The sequence below is a fragment of the Rhodoferax sp. genome (genome assembly GCF_028689305.1).
Taxonomy (GTDB): Bacteria; Pseudomonadota; Gammaproteobacteria; order Burkholderiales; family Burkholderiaceae_C; genus Rhodoferax.
Genome location: NZ_JAQTWM010000058.1, coordinates 1 through 17,494, shown reverse-complemented (window position 1 = coordinate 17,494; position 17,494 = coordinate 1). Strand labels below are relative to the sequence as shown.

Genomic DNA, 17,494 nt, shown 5'->3' with positions numbered 1-17,494 from the left:
TAAGCGAAGGGTTTTCCGGGCTTGATGGCCAGTTGCCACAGATCCAGATGGCCCAGCGCCTGCACGGCCGGCTTGATGTGGTCTTCTTCCCCCACCGACACACCGCCGCTGGTCAGAATCAGGTCATGGCCTTGCGCCGCACCGCGCAGGGCCTCGATGGTGGCTTCGCGCCGGTCGGGCACGATGCCCAGGTCACTGACCTCGCAGCCCAGACGGGTCAACAGCGCTTTCAGGAAAAAGCGGTTCGAGTTGTAAATGGCCCCAGGCGCCATCTGCCCGGGTTCGACCTCGCCGGGCATGACCAGTTCGTCGCCGGTGGAAAACAGCGCCACGCGCGGGCGCTGCGCCACTTGCACTTGGGCCAGCCCAATGCTGGCCGCCAGCCCCAGCGCCGCTGGCGTGAGGCGCTGCCCCCGGGCCAGGATAACGGCACCACGGGTCACGTCTTCCCCCGAGCGGCGAATCCATTGGCCCGGCTGCACCGGCGCATTGACCCGCACCGTGCCGTCGGCCTGCACGCTGCAGTCTTCCTGCATCACCACGGCGTCGGCACCGGGCGGGATCGGCGCGCCGGTAAAAATGCGCGCCGCCGACATCGGTGCCAGTGGGCTGCCATGGGTGCCGGCCGGAATGCGCTGCAACACCGGCAGGGCGATCCCGGCGGCCAGGTCGGTGCAGCGCACGGCGTAACCGTCCATTGAACTGTTGTCCTGCGGTGGCACCTGCAACGCCGACACCAGATCCTGCGCCAGTACCCGGCCATCGGCCTCAAAGGTGGACACGGATTCGACCCGCCCCAGCGGCTGGGCAAAACCCAGCAGCTCGGCCAGGGCATCGTCCAGCGGTTTCAAGGGTTTGAAGGCCTTGGGCGCACTGCTCATGCGTAGTTCTCCGGGTTGTAGTCAAAACGCTCGCCCTGCGCCAGCAGCCAGTCCAGCACCGCCTCGGGGTTGTTGAGGTCCAGCACTGGCAAACCGGTAGGCGCGGGCAGCTCGGCGGGGGAGTCGGTGGCCACGGCGGTGATGAAGTCATCCACCGGATAACAGGCGGGTTTGCCGGCTTGGGCACGCCAGACCTCGATCTTGAGCAGATCGGAGTCACGGTAGCCCTCCACCAGAACCCAGTCCACACCGTCATAGAGTTCGGCGATCAGCTCATGCACGCTGGTCTGGTGGGCCACCTCGAACTCGCGCATCAGCGCCAGCCGGTGCGGCGAGGCCACCACCACCTCAAAGGCACCGGCCTCGCGGTGGCGGTAGGTGTCCTTGCCCGGGTGGTCAATGTCAAACCGGTGGTGGGCGTGTTTCACCACCGAAACGCGCAGGCCGCGCCGCCGCAGCGCGGGGATCAGTCGCTCCACCAGTGTGGTCTTTCCCGAGCCGGAAAATCCGGCAAAACCCACCACCTTCATGGCATTTACTCTCTTTTTAGTAGCTAATCAGGCTTGTTTCACGCGGGCTAGAGGCCTGTTTCATTGACATTTTTCAGCAATGAAGGCCTTGATGGCCTGGGCATCGGCGGCCATGCGGGTGACGCGTTTGGGCAGCGCCTCGATGCCCTCGAACTTGGCGGGCCGGTCCGGCTCGCGGCCAGTCGCTTCGACAATGGTCTGGGCAAACTTGATTGGCAGCGCGGTTTCCAGCACGATCATCGGCACGCCGTCCTGGCGCTGCTCACGTGCCACCTTCACACCGTCGGCGGTGTGGGTGTCGATCATCATGCCCATCCGCTCAAAGGTGTCCTTGATGGTGGCCAAGCGGTCGGCATGGGTGCTTTTGCCACTCTCAAAACCATACCGCAAGCGAACGTCGTTGAACGCCGGGTGCTGGCTCAGGTCAAACCGCCCGCTGCGCTGCAGGGCATCGCCAAACAGTTGTTTGGTGCGTGCACCGTCGCGGCCCAGCAGGTCGAACACAAAGCGCTCGAAATTGCTGGCCTTGGAAATGTCCATCGACGGGCTGGAAGTCTCGAAGGTGTCGGCACTGCCGCGCACACGGTAGACGCCGGTTTTGAAAAACTCGTCGAGCACGTCATTTTCATTGGTGGCCACCACCAGCCTGGCAATCGGCAGGCCCATCATGCGGGCCACATGGCCGGCGCAGACGTTGCCAAAATTGCCGCTGGGCACGGTAAAGCTGACCTTCTCAGAACTGGTTTGCGTGGCCTGGAAGTAGCCGGCAAAGTAGTACACCACCTGGGCCAGCAGGCGGGCCCAGTTGATCGAATTGACGGTGCCAATCTTGTACTGGCGCTTGAAGTCCAGGTCATTGCTGACGGCCTTGACCATGTCCTGGCAGTCGTCAAACACGCCGTCCACGGCGATGTTGAAGATGTTGTCGTCCATCAAGCTGAACATCTGCGCCTGCTGGAACGGGCTCATGCGCCCTTGTGGGCTGGTCATGAAAACGCGCACCCCCTGCTTGCCACGCATGGCGTATTCGGCAGCGCTGCCGGTGTCGCCGCTGGTGGCACCCAGGATGTTGAGCTGCTCGCCGCGCCGGGCCAGTTCGTACTCGAACAGGTTGCCCAGCAGCTGCATGGCCATGTCCTTGAAGGCCAGCGTCGGACCGTTGGACAGGGCCTCCAGCCAGATGCCGTTTTCCAGGTGGCGCAGGGGCACGATCTCACCGGTGCCAAACACTTCGGCGGTGTAGGTTTTGGCGCACAGGGCCCTGAGGTCGGCAGCCGGGATGTCATCGATGTAGAGCGACAAAATCTCGAACGCCAGTTCGGCATAACCCTGCTTGTGATAGACCTCGCGCCAGCGGTTCAGCGTGACATCGCTGACCTGCGGGTACGACTCGGGCAGGTACAGGCCACCATCGGGGGCCAGGCCTTCGAGCAGGATTTCACAAAAGCGCTTGCGGCTGGGGTCGCCGCGGGTGGAGAGGTACAACATCAGTTCAACTCCTCTTTGCGGATGCGGGTGATGGGTTCCAGCACGGCCGGCAGGGCTTGCATCTGGGCGATGGCGGCGTTCATGCTGGCTTCGACGCAATCATGGGTCAGGATGATCACGTCCGTTTGCGGTATCTGGGCTTCACCGCTGACTTCATCGGCTTCACGCTGCAACACCGCATCAATGCTGATGCCGGCGCCAGCCAGGATGCCGGTGACTTGGGCCAGCACCCCGGTTTCATCCGCCACACGCAGGCGCAGGTAATAACTGGTGACCACCTCGCTCATGGGCAGCACCGGCACGTCGCTCATGGCGTTGGGCTGGAAAGCCAGATGGGGCACCCGGTGGGCAGCGTCGGCGGTGTGCAGTCGGGTGATGTCCACCAGATCGGCAATCACGGCGCTGGCGGTCGGCTCACTGCCTGCGCCCTTGCCGTAATACAGCGTGGTGCCGACCGCGTCGCCCTGCACCACCACCGCGTTCATGGCTCCTTCCACATTGGCGATCAGGCGTTTGGCCGGGATCAGGCAGGGGTGCACACGCAGTTCGATGCCATTGGCAGCGCGCTTGGTGATGCCCAGCAGCTTGATGCGGTAACCGAGTTGCTCGGCGTATTTGATGTCGGCGGCGCCCAGTTTGGTGATGCCTTCGACGTAGGCTTTGTCAAACTGCACCGGGATGCCAAAGGCGATGGCACTCATCAGCGTGGCTTTGTGGGCGGCATCCACACCTTCGATGTCAAAGGTGGGATCGGCTTCGGCGTAGCCCAGCCGTTGCGCTTCTTTGAGCACCACACCGAAGTCCAGGCCCTTGTCGCGCATTTCGCTCAGGATGAAGTTGGTGGTGCCGTTGATGATGCCGGCAATCCACTGGATGCGGTTGGCGGTGAGGCCTTCGCGCAGCGCCTTGATGATCGGGATGCCACCAGCCACCGCAGCTTCAAATGCCACCATCACGCCCTTGGCGGAGGCGGCAGCGAAAATCTCGGTGCCATGCACGGCGAGCAAGGCTTTGTTGGCGGTGACCACGTGTTTGCCGGCGGCAATGGCTTCGAGCACCAGAGTCTTGGCGATGCCGTAGCCGCCAATGAGCTCGATCACGATGTCGATGTCGGGGTTGGCAATCACCGTGCGGGCATCACTGACCACCGTCACGCCCGGGCCGACCAGCTCCTGGGCGCGTGCCACGTTCAGGTCAGCCACCATGGTGATTTCGATACCACGGCCAGCGCGGCGTTTGATTTCTTCCTGGTTGCGCTTGAGCACATTGAAGGTGCCCGAACCAACCACACCGATGCCCAACAGACCAACTTGAATAGGTTTCATAAAAATGTCAAAACTTCAGAATAAAAAGTGCTTCCAGCCCGCATAAAACATGCATCAACAGCTATGATTAATATAGCAATCTAGGTGCCACAGCGCTTGCGGTAGTTTTCCAGGAACCTGGCCACACGGCCGATGGCTTCGCGCAGGTCATCCTCGTGCGGCAAAAACACAATACGGAAATGGTCGGGCGCCGGCCAGTTGAAACCCGTGCCCTGCACCAGCATGACCTTGGTTTCCTGCAACAACTCCAGAAAGAACTGCTGGTCGTCCTCGATCGGGTAGACGGCGGGGTCCAGCTTGGGGAACATGTACAGCGCAGCCTGGGGCTTAACGCAGCTCACGCCCGGGATGGCGGTGATCAGCTCATAGGCCAGGTCGCGCTGGCGGCGCAGCCGGCCCCCTTCACAAACCAGGTCATTGATGCTCTGGTAGCCGCCCAGGGCGGTCTGGATCGCCCACTGGCCCGGCACGTTGGAGCACAGGCGCATGTTGGAGAGCATGTTCAGGCCTTCAATGTAGTCGCGGGCCGGCTTTTTGTCGCCAGAGACCACCATCCAGCCGGCTCGGTAGCCACAGGAGCGGTAGCTCTTGGAGAGCGAGTTGAACGTCAGGGTCAGCACATCCTCGCTGAGCGAGCCGATGGCCGTGTGTTTGGCCCCGTCGTACAGCACCTTGTCGTACACCTCATCGGCAAAAATCACCAGATTGTGCTCACGGGCAATTTGCACCAGCGCCTTGAGCAAGGCGTCGGAGTACAACGCGCCGGTCGGGTTGTTGGGGTTGATCACCACCAGGCCCTTGGTCCGCGGCGTGATTTTGGCGCGGATGTCGTTCAGATCAGGCATCCAGCCATTGGCTTCGTCACACAGGTAATGCACCGGTGTGCCCCCAGACAGGCTGGCCGCCGCCGTCCACAGCGGGTAATCGGGAGAAGGCAGCAGAAGCTCATCGCCGTCATCGAGCAGGGCATTGGTAGCCATCACAATCAGCTCGCTGGCGCCATTGCCCAGGTAAATGTCATCCAGCGTGACGCCTTTGACACCCTGTTTTTGGGTCTCATGCATGACTGCCTTGCGCGCCGCAAAAATGCCCTTGCTGTCAGAGTAACCCGCCGAGTTGGGCAGGTTGCGGATCATGTCTTGCTGGATTTCTTCCGGGGAATCAAAACCAAACACCGCGAGGTTGCCGATGTTGAGCTTGATGATCTTGTGACCTTCCTCTTCCATCTGGCGCGCCGCGTCCATGATGGGGCCGCGGATGTCGTAGCAGACGTTGGCCAGCTTGGCCGATTTGCGTATGGTCTTCAAAGTCCCTCCGGGAGTGTCCGAGCTAAGCGAAACCTATAATTTGACCACAAGTTCCTGATCGCCACCGGCACCCATCGGCCTCCTCCTCCCGATCAAGCATTCACCATGAAAATAAAACCTGATGTGATCACCGTCCAGTCGATACAGGGTTATGGCCCCGGTTGGGTGCAGGTGGCAGGCCAAGACGACAGAATCACCCGCAGTGTCATCATCAGCTCTGGCGGCGAACGGCTGGACTGGCTTTGTGACGCCTTTGAAGACTTGCGTGCGGAACACTTTGAACAATTGGCCCAGTTGCAGACCGAACTGGTGATCTTCGGCAGTGGCTCCCGACTGCGGTTTGTGGCCCCGGCATTGACACAGGCACTGATCCGGCGACAGATCGGCCTGGAAACCATGGACACCCAAGCCGCCTGCCGCACGTACAACATCCTGGCGGGAGAAGGTCGCAACGTGGCTGCGGCCCTGTTGATGCGTTAAAATCCTACGTTGGCAGTCGAGGGCGCAGCAGCGCTATAAAAAAAGGATAGTGTCCACGACTTGAGAGACCGACGCATCCTGTCACACGAGATTGAAGAACCATGGCGATTGTTGTCAATAAACCCATCCCTGAATTTGAATCCAATGCCACAGGCGGTATCCGAGTCACCAACACTTCCCACTTAGGACAGATTGTCGTCCTGTATTTTTACCCCAAGGACAACACGCCGGGCTGCACCACCGAAGCCATGCAGTTCCGTGACAAATACAAGGACTTTGTCAAGGCGGGTGCCACCGTGTTTGGCGTTTCACGCGACAACATGAAGTCTCACGATGAATTCAAACTCAAACTGGAACTTCCGTTTGAGCTGATTGCCGACACCGAGGAAAAAATGTGCCACATGTTCGGTGTCGTCAAAAACAAGATCATGTACGGCAAAAAGGTCAAAGGCATCGAACGCAGCACCTTCCTGATTGGCGCAGATGGCTGCCTCAAGGAAGAATGGCGCGGCCTGAAGGTGCCTGGCCATGTGGATGAAGTGCTCAACGCCGTCAAGGAACTCAAGAAGGCCGTTGCGTTGGCCTGACAGACAACCCGGACACCATTTCGGGTATTTCAAACTGTCACAAAGGCTCGTGCATAATCATTTGCATGCCTTTGACAGTTTGCGCTTTTCCTTATGCAACAGCCGCCCTGGCGACATGGCGGCTGTTTCGTTTCTGAATCTGCCTTTTCTTACCCCACTCGGGAGTTTTCATGCCCTTGCCGTCTGCCCCTACCAAACGTGCTGCCTTGCTGTCCATGCAGGAATATGACCAGCCGGCGCGATCCCGCCCCAAAAGCAAGTCAACGGCGACCAAGACCGAGGTGGCCCCCGTCAAGACAAAGGCGACACCCGCACCACCAGTGCCAGCGCCCGCCTCGCCTCCAACCACGACGGTCGTATCGACCACCGTCCCCGTCAAGGCACAAGCTGAGCGTCCCCGCGCCAAAACCAAGCGGCCGCGCGGGCCAGCCAAACTGTTTGTGCTGGACACCAACGTGCTGCTGCACGACCCCACGTGCCTGTTCCGCTTTGAAGAGCACGACATCTTTTTGCCCATGATCGTGCTTGAAGAGCTTGATGCCCACAAAAAAGGCATGACCGAGGTGGCGCGCAATGGCCGGCAAGCCAGCAGGACACTGGATGCGCTGGCCGAGTATCAAGGCGCCGACATCGCCACCGGCTTGCCGCTGGACTCCACCGGCCACACCGAAGCGACTGGCCGGCTGTTCTTCCAGACCCAACTGCTCAACTACGACCTGCCCATCAGCCTGCCCCAGGGCAAGGCCGACAACCAGATTCTGGGCGTGGTGGAGGCGCTGCGTAAACAATATGCGCCGCGCGAGGTGGTGCTGGTGTCCAAGGACATCAACATGCGTGTCAAGGCACGTGCCCTGGGTCTGTCAACCGATGACTACAAGAACGACAAGACGCTGGAAGATGGCGACCTGCTGTATTCCGGTGCCTATGCGTTGCCAGCCGACTTCTGGAGCACGCATGGCAATACGGTCGAGAGCTGGCAACAGGGTGCCCACACGTTTTACCGTGTCAGCGGCCCGGTGGTACCACAACTGCTGGTCAATCAGTTTGTCTATTTTGAAGCCCCTGGCGAACCCAGCCTGTATGCCAAGGTGACCGAAATTCGCGGCAAGGTGGCCGTGCTCAGGACCCTGCGCGACTTCACCCATCTGAAAAATGCCGTCTGGGGCATCACCACCCGCAATCGCGAGCAGAACTTTGCCATGAACTTGTTGATGGACCCGGAAGTGGATTTTGTCACCCTGACAGGCACAGCTGGCACCGGCAAGACCCTGATGGCTTTGGCTTCGGGACTGACACAAGTGCTTGACGAACGACGCTACACCGAAATCATTGTCACCCGTGCCACTGTCAGTGTTGGTGAAGACATTGGTTTCCTCCCCGGCACGGAAGAAGAAAAAATGGGCCCCTGGATGGGAGCGCTGGATGACAACCTGGAGGTCCTGGGCAAGACCGACAACACGGCCGGTGAGTGGGGCCGCGCGGCCACCAACGAGCTGATCCGCAGCCGCATCAAGATCAAGAGCATGAACTTCATGCGTGGCCGCACCTTTCTGAACAAATATGTGATCATCGACGAAGCGCAAAACCTGACGCCCAAGCAGATGAAAACACTGATCACCAGGGCTGGCCCTGGCACCAAGATCATCTGCATGGGCAACATTGCGCAGATTGACACGCCTTATCTGACCGAAGGCTCTTCCGGTTTGACCTACGCGGTGGACAAGTTCAAGGGCTGGCAACACAGCGGCCATATCACCCTGGCCCGCGGGGAGCGTTCACGACTGGCTGACTTTGCCAGCGAGGTCCTCTGACGGGACGGGCTTAGAAATCGTCGCTGGCCCCTGTGGCCAGTGATTCAAACTTGGTGATCCGGTTCAGGAAAGCCAGCTTGACGGTGCCGGTCGGGCCATTACGTTGCTTGGCAATGATCACCTCGGCGACGCCAGGCTCCTTGCAGGCGTCTTTGGTGTAGTACTCATCCCGGTAAATGAACATGATGATGTCGGCATCCTGCTCAATGGCGCCAGACTCGCGCAAGTCACTCATCATCGGACGTTTGTCAGGGCGTTGTTCAACGCTGCGATTGAGCTGCGACAGGGCAATCACCGGGCATTTCAGTTCCTTGGCCAGCATTTTGAGACCCCGGGAAATCTCACCCAGCTCGGTGGCGCGGTTTTCACCATCACTGCCACTAGAGCCGCTCATCAACTGCAAATAGTCCACCACAATCAGGCCAAGTTGACCACACTGGCGAGACAGCCGCCGCGCGTTGGCCCGCAGCTCGCTGGCCGTCAAGCCTGCCGTTTCGTCAATATGCAGCGAAATCGTGCGCAGCTTTTCAATGGCTTCCGACAGGCGCGGCCACTCGTCATCGGTCAACTTGCCTGTCCGTAAATGCCCCTGGTCAATGCGCCCAATGGAGCCAACAATACGCACTGCCAGCTGGGCCGCACCCATTTCCATGGAAAACACGGCTACCGGCAGCCCTTCGTTCAGGGCCACATGCTCGGCAATATTGATTGCAAAAGCGGTCTTGCCCATCGAAGGCCGGGCGGCCAACACCACCAAATCACCTGCCTGTAACCCTGCAGTCATACGGTCCAGGTCATAAAACCCGGTAGGAACCCCTGTCACGTCGTTAGGGTTGTCCGCCATTTCCTGCACGCGATCCAGCAGATCCACAACCAGGGTGTCCATGGTCTGAAAACCCTGTTTGGTACGGGCACCCTCTTCACCGATATTGAAGATCTTTTGTTCGGCTTCATCCAGAATGGAGGCCACTGGCCGCCCCTTCGGGTTAAAGGCGTTGGCCGATATTTCTTCACTGGTCGAAACCAGTTTGCGCAAAATCGAGCGCTCCCGGACGATTTCAGCATAACGACGGATATTGCCCGCGCTGGGCACATACTGGGCAAGCGCATTGAGGTAGCTCAGACCACCAATTTCCTCGGCTTTGCCTGAACTCTGCAATTGTTCATAAACCGTGATCACATCGGCCGGCTTGCCAGCGTTGATCAATACACTCATTGCCGCAAATACGGCCCGATGTTCATATCGGTAAAAATCGTTTTCTGATAGAACATCGCTGACCCGGTCCCAAGCCGCGTTATCGAGCAACAAGCCACCCAGCACACTGGACTCGGCCTCAATGGAATGTGGCGGAATACGCAACTGCGCGACTTGGCGGTCTTGCACAAAATCATGCTGAAGCAGGGAGAGGTCGGCGGACATGGGAGTTTCCTTCAAGCCATGGATACTAAGGTGTGCCGATCATGGTGTCGAGTGAAAGGCTGGGGACAAAGGGCATAAAACCTGTGCATAAACTGTGCAAACAGTACTATTTGAGAGTTCCCAATACAAAAGCCGCCAAGGCTTGCGCCCGGGCGGCTTTGAATGAGAGAACCTCAGGCTTACGCTGTTTCGCCGTAAACCGACACAGTGATATCCACCACCACGTCGGTGTGCAATGCCACGCTGATCGTGCTGTCGCCGACCATTTTGATGTGGCCATTAGGCATGCGAATCTGGGCCTTGGTCACGGCAAAACCGGACTTCGTCAGCTCTTCAGCGATGTCTGCATTGGTCACCGAGCCAAACAAACGGCCATCAACACCCGCTTTTTGAGTCAGCTTGCAGACAGTGCCTGCAAGCTTTTCACCAACAGCCTGAGCTTCAGCCAACTTGGCAGCCGCAGCCTTTTCAAGTTCAGCACGACGTGCCTCGAACTCTTGCTTGGCGGCTTCGGTGGCACGGCGAGCGCGACCGGAAGGAATCAGGAAGTTGCGTGCATAACCGTCTTTAACACGAACGATTTCACCGAGATTGCCAAGGTTAACCACCTTGTCGAGCAGAATGATTTGCATGGTTGAGAGTCCTTAGATCTTGTGCTGATCGCTGTAGGGCAGCATCGCCAGGAAGCGGGCACGCTTGATGGCAGTGTTGAGCTGACGTTGGAAAATGGCACGGGTGCCAGTCAAACGAGCGGGGATGATCTTGCCATTTTCGGCAATGAAATCACGCAAGGTGTCGATGTCTTTGTAATCGATTTCTTCAACGCCTGTCACCGTAAAACGGCAAAAGCGCTTGCGCTTGAACAGCAGATTTTGTGCGGGGCGCTTGGGGCGCTTGTCTTTGTTGTTGAAACGTTTTGGTCCGGCCATGATGGACTCCTTCAATATTTGGGAAATACGTTACTGTTGAGCAAATTCTTGGATGTGAAACACGACGTGTTTAGCACCACGAGGCGTTGCCACAAAACCTTTGAAATTCCAGCTGCTACCGACATCCTGACGGGCCAATTGCTCTGCAACTGCACCAAATGCCACGGATTTCATCACCGCCTTGACTTGCCTGACCTGCCCTGCTTCGATGATCTCGGAGGTATGCTCCAGATGACTATTGACAGCGGGGATACCAGACGGCGTGTATCGCAAAGGTTCCACTTCGAGAATACTTGCCGTCAAAATCAGTTGATTGGCAACCAGGCTCACTGCATGCTGGATTTCAAGTGTTTCAAGCCTGATATTCAGCTTGCTGCGACTTGCGAGCGTCTTCGCGCTCGACCGTCTTCATCATGGAAGAAGGGCCTGTTTCAGCCTTTTTCTTCAACACAGTCAGATGACGCAACACCGCATCGTTGAACTTGAACGCATGCTCGAGTTCAGCCATGACAGCCTGATTGGCTTCAATGTTGATACACAGGTAATGAGCTTTGGCCAACTTGTTGATCATGTAGACCAACTGACGACGACCCCAGTCTTCAACCCGATGCACTTTGCCGCCGCCGGCAACAATCATGCCCTTGTAGCGTTCCAGCATGGCAGGAACTTGTTCGCTCTGATCCGGATGGATCATGAGGATGATTTCATAATGACGCATTGAAACTCCTTTTGGAAGTACCTCAAATTGAGGCGAAAAGCCACCCCCAGCGTCTCATTGGGGTGTGGCAAGGTTAGCCGATGATTATAGCTTGAGGAAAAACATCGTGCGCATCAGCACACCGCCCGATTGTGGGACCGTGTCAGGACGCTCACCAGAATCGTCACGAACAGCCCAGCCGCTACGCCAAAAACGCCAGCGGAAACAGGCTCAATGTCGAACCACAGACCGACCCCCTGTAGCCCCAAAAAAGACCTGACAACAGGAACATTGACCAGCATGTAATAGAGCGTCAACCCCAACCCGCTGAGCATGCCAGCCACCGCTGCAGGCCGAGTCACGCCGGACCAGAAGATCCCCAGAATCATGACCGGAACAAACGCTGCCCCCGCCAATGAGAACGACGCCGAGACCAGATACAAAATGTCAGCAGGTCTTTGAGCGGCCACATAGGCTGCAAGCAGCGCCACCAGCAGCAAGGCAAACTTGGACAACATGACCCTGCGGACAGCCCCCGAGCGGTCACTCTCCCCACGGTAAAACAGGTCATGAGCCAACGCATTGCCTATCGTCAGCAGCAAACCATCGGCCGTCGATAGCGCTGCCGCCAGACCACCCGCGGCAACCAATCCAGAGACAACATAAGGCAAACCACCAATCTCCGGGGTGGCAAGCATGACAATATCAGCACCCAGCCTGAGCTCAGCGAACTGCAAGATGTGGTCACCATTGACATCACTGACCGAAATCAGCGAGGGATCCAGTCTGGCCCACTGCGCGATCCATACAGGCAACTCATCAAAACGCTGCCCAACCAGGTGCCCCATGATTTCGTACTTGACCAGTACCGCCAAAGCCGGAGCAGACAGGTACAACAGAGCAATAAAAAACAATGACCAGGTGACCGAATTTCTGGTTTCGGTCACTGATCGGGTAGTGTAAAACCGTGTCAGCAAGTGGGGCAGACCCACCGTCCCGATCATCAGACAAAACATCAAGGCCAAAAAATTGCGCCGCGAGGTTTCATAGCTTTTTTTCTCTTCTGGGGTGCCCTCTGGATTGCCGGCAAACGGGCGGGTATGTTCAGGCATGCCAGCCAGGGGTTTGGCACGATCAAGGTTGTCCCCCATCGCACGATTCCAGCGTTCGCGCGCACTGGCTTCATCTCGCGGCAAGGCAGCCAACGCACGACGCGCAACCACGATATCAGCCTCTTCAGCATGCGTTCGTAACAGACGCTGGATCTCATCCCGATGCTTTTTTTTCTCGCGGTCAAGCGATTCGGTGACATTTTCCAATTTGCGGGCGTAATCAGCCGAACGCCTGGCATACTCGTGGATCACCTCTATTTCGGCAGGCGACGACATCAGTCGCCGCTCCAGTTCAGCAATCTTGGGGAGCTGCTGACCATACGCCACGGGAGCCAGCGGATTGCCCAATTGTTTGTAGGCCAGCCAGGAGACCGGGATCAAAAACGCCAGAATCAACACCACGTACTGCGTGACTTGCGTCCAAGTCACCGCGCGCATCCCACCCAAAAAAGAGCAAACCAGCACCCCCCCCAAACCGAGCAGAATACCAATTTCAAATTGCACACCTGTCAAGCGTGACGTGATCAGGCCAACACCATAAATCTGGGCGACCACATAGGTGAAAGAACACAACACGGCAGCCCACGCCGCAATGACGCGCGGCCAATGACCGCCAAAGCGGCTGCCAAAAAAATCTGGCACGGTGTACAAATCCATTTTGCGCAAATGCGGTGCAACCAACAGCGCCACCAGGCAAAAACCGCCCGTCCAACCCAACACGTAAACCAAACCGCCCGGCTGAGAGCCGGACCCGGAAAAGCCCTGCAAATACAGACCACCAGCCATGCTGATAAAGGATGCAGCGCTCATCCAGTCCGCCGCCACCGCCATCCCGTTGTAAACCGCCGGAATCCGCCGACCGGCCACGTAATACTCGGAAGCCTTGGAGGTACGGCCATAAATACCAATCAGGGCATACAGAAACACGGTGGAAAAAAGAAAGATGGCCCCAACCCATATCTTTCTCAGTCCAAAATGCTCCGCCAGAGCGAGCATCAGCAAAAACACCAGAAACAGGACGACGTAGGCCAGAAAACGGCGATGGATACGCCGGGTGTAGAAAACATCAATCAAATCAGCGGCCTCTGCGCGGCCATCCTTGCGATTGGAAATCCAAGCAAACACGGCAACCACTGCAATGAATACCAGCACGCTACCCTGTGCCGCGAACCAGTAGGAAACGGGCCAACCGGCCACAATTTGCTGCAGATCGTAAGCAAAAAAAACAACACCAAACGATGCCATGAACCAGATGACCAAAAGCCAACCATGCAAGCTGGAAAAGCTTGCGGCAGGTTGGCTTTCAGGCGCCGGTTTCCCTGGGTTCATCATCGTCTGATGATGGCACCCCATGGTGCCAAGTGCTATAGGTGTTTGCTATTAACGGGCAAGGTTTTGCCAAGTAGCCACCACGGTGTCAGGGTTCAATGAGATGGAAGAAATGCCTTGCTGCATAAGCCATTCGGCAAAATCTGGGTGATCACTGGGCCCCTGCCCGCAAATACCGATGTATTTGCCTTGGGCACGGCAAGCGCTGATGGCCTGGGAAATCAGTGCCGTCACGGCCGGATCCCGCTCGTCAAAGTCCTTGGCCAGCAATTCCAGGCCAGAGTCACGGTCCAACCCCAGCGTCAACTGGGTCAAGTCGTTGGAACCTATCGAGAACCCATCGAAATACTGCAAATAGTCGTTCGCCAGAATGGCATTGCTGGGAATCTCGCACATCATGATCAATTTGAGGTCGTTCTCACCCCGCTTGAGCCCATGTTGGGCCAACAATTCCGTCACCTTCTTCGCTTGGCCCAATGTGCGCACAAATGGCACCATCACCTGTACGTTCACCAGTCCCATATCCTGGCGCACACGCTTGAGAGCCTCACACTCCATGGCAAACGCCTCGCCAAAATCGGCGCTGACGTAGCGGGCGGCGCCACGGAAACCAAGCATCGGGTTTTCTTCTTCCGGTTCGTAACGGCTGCCACCAATCAGCTTGCGATACTCGTTGCTCTTGAAATCGGAGAGCCGCACGATCACCGGTTTGGGCCAAAAAGCCGCCGCAATGGTGGCTACGCCTTCTGCCACACGATCCACATAAAAGGCTCTTGGAGAAGCGTGACCACGGGCTACCGACTCAACGGCCTTTTTCAAATCTGCATCCACATTGGGATAGTCCAGAATCGCCTTCGGGTGCACACCAATGTTGTTATTGATGATGAACTCAAGCCGCGCCAGACCCACACCCGCATTGGGCAACTGGCAAAAATCAAAAGCGAGTTGGGGGTTGCCCACATTCATCATGATCTTGACCGGAATTTCCGGCATGGCGCCACGCTGTACCTCGGTCACCTCGGCTTCGAGCAAACCGTCGTAGATGAAGCCGGTATCCCCCTCGGCGCAACTGACCGTCACCAGCATGCCATCCTTGAGAACCTGATCCGCATCGCCACAACCGACGACCGCCGGGATACCCAACTCACGCGCAATGATCGCGGCATGACAGGTGCGACCACCCCGGTTGGTGACGATGGCCGAAGCCCGTTTCATCACCGGCTCCCAGTTGGGATCGGTCATGTCAGTCACCAAAATGTCACCGGCCTGCACACGATCCATCTCACTGATGTGGTGCACCACCTTCACCGGGCCAGTACCAATCTTCTGGCCAATGGCTCGCCCGTGGACCAGCACAGTACCCTTGCCCTTGAGCTTGTATCGATGCTCTACCTTGCCTGCTGCCTGGCTCTTGACCGTTTCAGGACGCGCCTGAAGGATGTACAACTCGCCATCAACACCATCCTTGCCCCACTCGATATCCATCGGGCGACCGTAGTGCTGCTCAATCACCAGCGCATACGATGCCAGCTTCTGCACATCGGCGTCTGACAGCGAATACCGGTTACGCAATTCAGTCGGAACGTCCGTGGTTTTCACCAGCTTGCCCGTGGCTGCCTTTTCTTCTGGGCTAGAAAACTGCATCTGAATCAGCTTGGAACCCAGGTTACGGCGAATCAAGGCCTGATTCCCCGCCTTCAGCATCGGCTTGTGGACATAAAACTCGTCCGGATTCACCGCACCTTGCACCACGGTTTCTCCCAAACCATAACTTGAGGTGATGAAAACCACATCATCAAAGCCCGATTCCGTATCCATCGTGAACATCACACCCGCCGCCCCAAGGTCAGAGCGGACCATGCGTTGAATACCAGCACTCAAAGCCACATGTTCGTGTGCAAAACCTTTGTGGACCCGATAACTGATGGCCCGGTCGTTGTACAGCGAAGCAAATACTTCACGAATCTTATGCAACACCTCTTCAATGCCGGTCACGTTCAGAAAAGTCTCCTGCTGTCCGGCGAACGAAGCGTCCGGCAAATCTTCTGCAGTGGCGGAGGAGCGCACCGCAAACGATGCACTGGCGTTGTCGCCACTCAATACAGAAAAGGCCTGCCGAATTTGCTGTTCCAGATCTGCCGGAAACGGTTGATGCTCCACCATTGCACGGATTTCAGCACCGGCCAGCGCCAGCGCATTCACATCCTCGGTGTCCAGCGCAGACAACCGGTCGTTGATCTTCTGATTCAGATTGCCAAACGCCAGAAACTCGCGAAACGCATGTGCGGTGGTGGCAAAACCCGTAGGAACCTTCACCCCTGTGGGCAAATTCGAGATCATTTCACCCAGGCTGGCATTCTTGCCCCCGACCGAGTCAACATCGGTCATTCTTAATTTTTCAAAAGGGACGACCAGATCAGTCGGCGCGAAAAGTGCAGTCATGAAAAAACTCCAGAAGTTAAAAAACCGGCGCCGATAACCATTGCTTGTTCAACGGTTATCAAAACACAGATCCGTTCGTGGTGTCGTTGTGTTGTTTGAACGAATCTGCGTCAAAAATCAGTTGGATGATAATAATTGTAGGCTTGAACAAAGCTGACACCGTTGGCTTTAACGGGTCAATTCACACCGTCACACCCCGCGATTTCCTCCTTCTGCCATACCAAACCATGCCCAATCGCACTGTTTTTTTCGTCTCGGACGGCACCGGCATCACCGCCGAAACCTTTGGGCACGCCATCCTGGCTCAATTTGAAGCCGATCTCCAGCGCGTCAGGCTGCCGTTCGTCGACAACGTCGACAAGGCCCATCAGGCCGTGCGCCAAATCAACCACGCCGGTGCTCTGGACAACAAGCGTCCTATCGTCTTTCTGACCCTGGCCAACACCGATGTTCTCCAGGTCATCACCAGCCATTGCCATGGCATGCTGATGGACATGTTCAGCACATTTGTCCACCCTCTGGAAGAAGAACTCGGCCTGAAATCCAACCACCGCATTGGCCGCTTCAGTGATTCCAGCCGCAGCGAGCAGTACCAATCCCGCATTGAAGCCATCAACTTCTCCCTGGAGCATGACGATGGTCAATCCAACCGGGACCTGGAGAACTCCGACGTGATTCTGGTCGGTGTGAGCCGAAGCGGTAAAACACCCACGTCACTCTATTTGGCCATGCAGTATGGCTTGAAGGCATCCAACTACCCCCTGATTCCAGAAGATTTTGAGCGCCAGGACCTGCCGCCCGTCCTCAAGACACAGCGCAAAAAACTGTTTGGCCTGACCATCCAGCCTGAGCGGCTCAGCGAAATACGCAACGAGCGCCGCCCCAACTCGAAATACGCCTCACTGGAAAACTGCCGCCATGAAGTCAGGGAGGCAGAAGCCATGATGCGGCGCTTCGGTATCCGCTGGTTATCCACCACAACCAAGTCCATTGAAGAAATCGCCACCACCATCCTGCAGGAGCTGCGGCCAGAGCGTCTGGCCTATTGACCCACGGCTCCCCCTTCAAGAGATGGTGATTCACTGAATTGTTTCTGCCGGTCGCAAACTGCTTGAGACTCTTTTTCATCAGCGCTGGGGTGTTGTGCGTGCATCTG

At 57.3% G+C, this 17,494-nt stretch carries 16 protein-coding genes; 4 read left to right on the top strand and 12 right to left on the bottom strand.

Annotated elements, in window-relative coordinates; genetic code table 11:
- The 5 genes from PHW99_RS12290 to PHW99_RS12270 form a co-directional block, all read right to left on the bottom strand.
- Positions 1-881, bottom strand: an 881-nt coding sequence (locus PHW99_RS12290; protein WP_300177748.1) for a molybdopterin molybdotransferase MoeA, incomplete at its 3' end; no start/stop codon positions are given.
- Positions 878-1,411 carry a molybdopterin-guanine dinucleotide biosynthesis protein B gene (gene mobB, locus PHW99_RS12285; RefSeq protein WP_300177745.1) on the bottom strand — a complete coding sequence of 178 codons (534 nt, stop codon included), beginning with the start codon at positions 1,409-1,411 and terminating at the stop codon, positions 878-880. The genes mobB and PHW99_RS12290, both read right to left, overlap by 4 nt.
- Before the next feature lie 60 nt (positions 1,412-1,471).
- On the bottom strand, positions 1,472-2,899 hold the full coding sequence (gene thrC / locus PHW99_RS12280) for a threonine synthase (protein ID WP_300177742.1): 1,428 nt from the start codon (positions 2,897-2,899) through the stop codon (positions 1,472-1,474).
- Positions 2,899-4,224 carry a homoserine dehydrogenase gene (locus tag PHW99_RS12275; protein ID WP_300177739.1) on the bottom strand — a complete coding sequence of 442 codons (1,326 nt, stop codon included), beginning with the start codon at positions 4,222-4,224 and terminating at the stop codon, positions 2,899-2,901. The genes thrC and PHW99_RS12275 overlap by 1 nt, the downstream gene beginning before the upstream one ends.
- An 80-nt stretch (positions 4,225-4,304) precedes the next feature.
- Positions 4,305-5,531, bottom strand: a complete 1,227-nt coding sequence (locus tag PHW99_RS12270) for a pyridoxal phosphate-dependent aminotransferase (protein WP_300177736.1) — start codon at positions 5,529-5,531, stop codon at positions 4,305-4,307.
- 105 nt (positions 5,532-5,636) lie between these two features.
- Between PHW99_RS12270 and PHW99_RS12265 the strand changes: the two genes are divergently transcribed.
- The 3 genes from PHW99_RS12265 (at position 5,637) to PHW99_RS12255 (ending at position 8,409) form a co-directional block, all read left to right on the top strand.
- The gene (locus tag PHW99_RS12265; RefSeq protein ID WP_300177733.1) at positions 5,637-6,011 is read left to right on the top strand and encodes an Mth938-like domain-containing protein; all 375 of its coding nucleotides are present in this window, start codon (positions 5,637-5,639) and stop codon (positions 6,009-6,011) included.
- Between the two features lie 101 nt (positions 6,012-6,112).
- Entirely contained in the window at positions 6,113-6,598 is a 486-nt protein-coding gene (locus PHW99_RS12260; protein ID WP_300177730.1) for a peroxiredoxin, read from the top strand.
- Between the two features lie 170 nt (positions 6,599-6,768).
- A complete protein-coding gene (locus PHW99_RS12255) occupies positions 6,769-8,409 on the top strand; it encodes a PhoH family protein (protein ID WP_300177727.1) in 1,641 nt (546 codons plus the stop codon).
- A gap of 10 nt (positions 8,410-8,419) precedes the next feature.
- Here the strand turns inward: PHW99_RS12255 and dnaB are convergent, their stop codons facing one another.
- The 7 genes from dnaB to ppsA all read right to left on the bottom strand — a co-directional run bounded on the left by dnaB (position 8,420) and on the right by ppsA (position 16,338).
- Positions 8,420-9,829 (bottom strand): replicative DNA helicase, encoded by a 1,410-nt coding sequence (gene dnaB / locus PHW99_RS12250; RefSeq protein WP_300177724.1) that lies wholly within the window; start codon positions 9,827-9,829, stop codon positions 8,420-8,422.
- A 179-nt stretch (positions 9,830-10,008) separates the two neighbouring features.
- Positions 10,009-10,461: a 50S ribosomal protein L9 gene (gene rplI, locus PHW99_RS12245; protein ID WP_300177721.1), complete on the bottom strand. Its 453-nt coding sequence runs from the start codon at positions 10,459-10,461 to the stop codon at positions 10,009-10,011.
- A 12-nt stretch (positions 10,462-10,473) separates the two neighbouring features.
- Positions 10,474-10,758: a 30S ribosomal protein S18 gene (gene rpsR, locus PHW99_RS12240; protein ID WP_011464487.1), complete on the bottom strand. Its 285-nt coding sequence runs from the start codon at positions 10,756-10,758 to the stop codon at positions 10,474-10,476.
- A gap of 30 nt (positions 10,759-10,788) precedes the next feature.
- Positions 10,789-11,088: a primosomal replication protein N gene (gene priB / locus PHW99_RS12235; protein ID WP_300177718.1), complete on the bottom strand. Its 300-nt coding sequence runs from the start codon at positions 11,086-11,088 to the stop codon at positions 10,789-10,791.
- A 22-nt stretch (positions 11,089-11,110) separates the two neighbouring features.
- A complete protein-coding gene (gene rpsF, locus PHW99_RS12230; RefSeq protein ID WP_300177715.1) occupies positions 11,111-11,476 on the bottom strand; it encodes a 30S ribosomal protein S6 in 366 nt (121 codons plus the stop codon).
- A 113-nt stretch (positions 11,477-11,589) separates the two neighbouring features.
- Positions 11,590-13,899, bottom strand: a complete 2,310-nt coding sequence (locus PHW99_RS12225) for a VC_2705 family sodium/solute symporter (RefSeq protein WP_300177712.1) — start codon at positions 13,897-13,899, stop codon at positions 11,590-11,592.
- A gap of 48 nt (positions 13,900-13,947) precedes the next feature.
- Entirely contained in the window at positions 13,948-16,338 is a 2,391-nt protein-coding gene (gene ppsA / locus PHW99_RS12220) for a phosphoenolpyruvate synthase (RefSeq protein ID WP_300177709.1), read from the bottom strand.
- Between the two features lie 227 nt (positions 16,339-16,565).
- Here ppsA and PHW99_RS12215 point away from each other — a divergent pair, with 227 nt between their 5' ends.
- Positions 16,566-17,387 (top strand): pyruvate, water dikinase regulatory protein, encoded by an 822-nt coding sequence (locus PHW99_RS12215; RefSeq protein ID WP_300177772.1) that lies wholly within the window; start codon positions 16,566-16,568, stop codon positions 17,385-17,387.
- The last annotated feature ends 107 nt before the right edge of the window (positions 17,388-17,494 follow it).

What these genes read in the sequence shown, in the direction of transcription:
- ppsA (WP_300177709.1), bottom strand. Translation starts at nt 16,338, where the DNA reads ATGACTGCACTTTTCGCGCCGACTGATCTGGTCGTCCCTTTTGAAAAA.
- dnaB (WP_300177724.1), bottom strand. Translation starts at nt 9,829, where the DNA reads ATGTCCGCCGACCTCTCCCTGCTTCAGCATGATTTTGTGCAAGACCGC.
- rpsF (WP_300177715.1), bottom strand. Translation starts at nt 11,476, where the DNA reads ATGCGTCATTATGAAATCATCCTCATGATCCATCCGGATCAGAGCGAA.
- PHW99_RS12260 (WP_300177730.1), top strand. Translation starts at nt 6,113, where the DNA reads ATGGCGATTGTTGTCAATAAACCCATCCCTGAATTTGAATCCAATGCC.
- PHW99_RS12265 (WP_300177733.1), top strand. Translation starts at nt 5,637, where the DNA reads ATGAAAATAAAACCTGATGTGATCACCGTCCAGTCGATACAGGGTTAT.
- thrC (WP_300177742.1), bottom strand. Translation starts at nt 2,899, where the DNA reads ATGTTGTACCTCTCCACCCGCGGCGACCCCAGCCGCAAGCGCTTTTGT.
- PHW99_RS12215 (WP_300177772.1), top strand. Translation starts at nt 16,566, where the DNA reads ATGCCCAATCGCACTGTTTTTTTCGTCTCGGACGGCACCGGCATCACC.
- PHW99_RS12275 (WP_300177739.1), bottom strand. Translation starts at nt 4,224, where the DNA reads ATGAAACCTATTCAAGTTGGTCTGTTGGGCATCGGTGTGGTTGGTTCG.
- PHW99_RS12225 (WP_300177712.1), bottom strand. Translation starts at nt 13,899, where the DNA reads ATGATGAACCCAGGGAAACCGGCGCCTGAAAGCCAACCTGCCGCAAGC.
- rpsR (WP_011464487.1), bottom strand. Translation starts at nt 10,758, where the DNA reads ATGGCCGGACCAAAACGTTTCAACAACAAAGACAAGCGCCCCAAGCGC.
- rplI (WP_300177721.1), bottom strand. Translation starts at nt 10,461, where the DNA reads ATGCAAATCATTCTGCTCGACAAGGTGGTTAACCTTGGCAATCTCGGT.
- PHW99_RS12255 (WP_300177727.1), top strand. Translation starts at nt 6,769, where the DNA reads ATGCCCTTGCCGTCTGCCCCTACCAAACGTGCTGCCTTGCTGTCCATG.
- mobB (WP_300177745.1), bottom strand. Translation starts at nt 1,411, where the DNA reads ATGAAGGTGGTGGGTTTTGCCGGATTTTCCGGCTCGGGAAAGACCACA.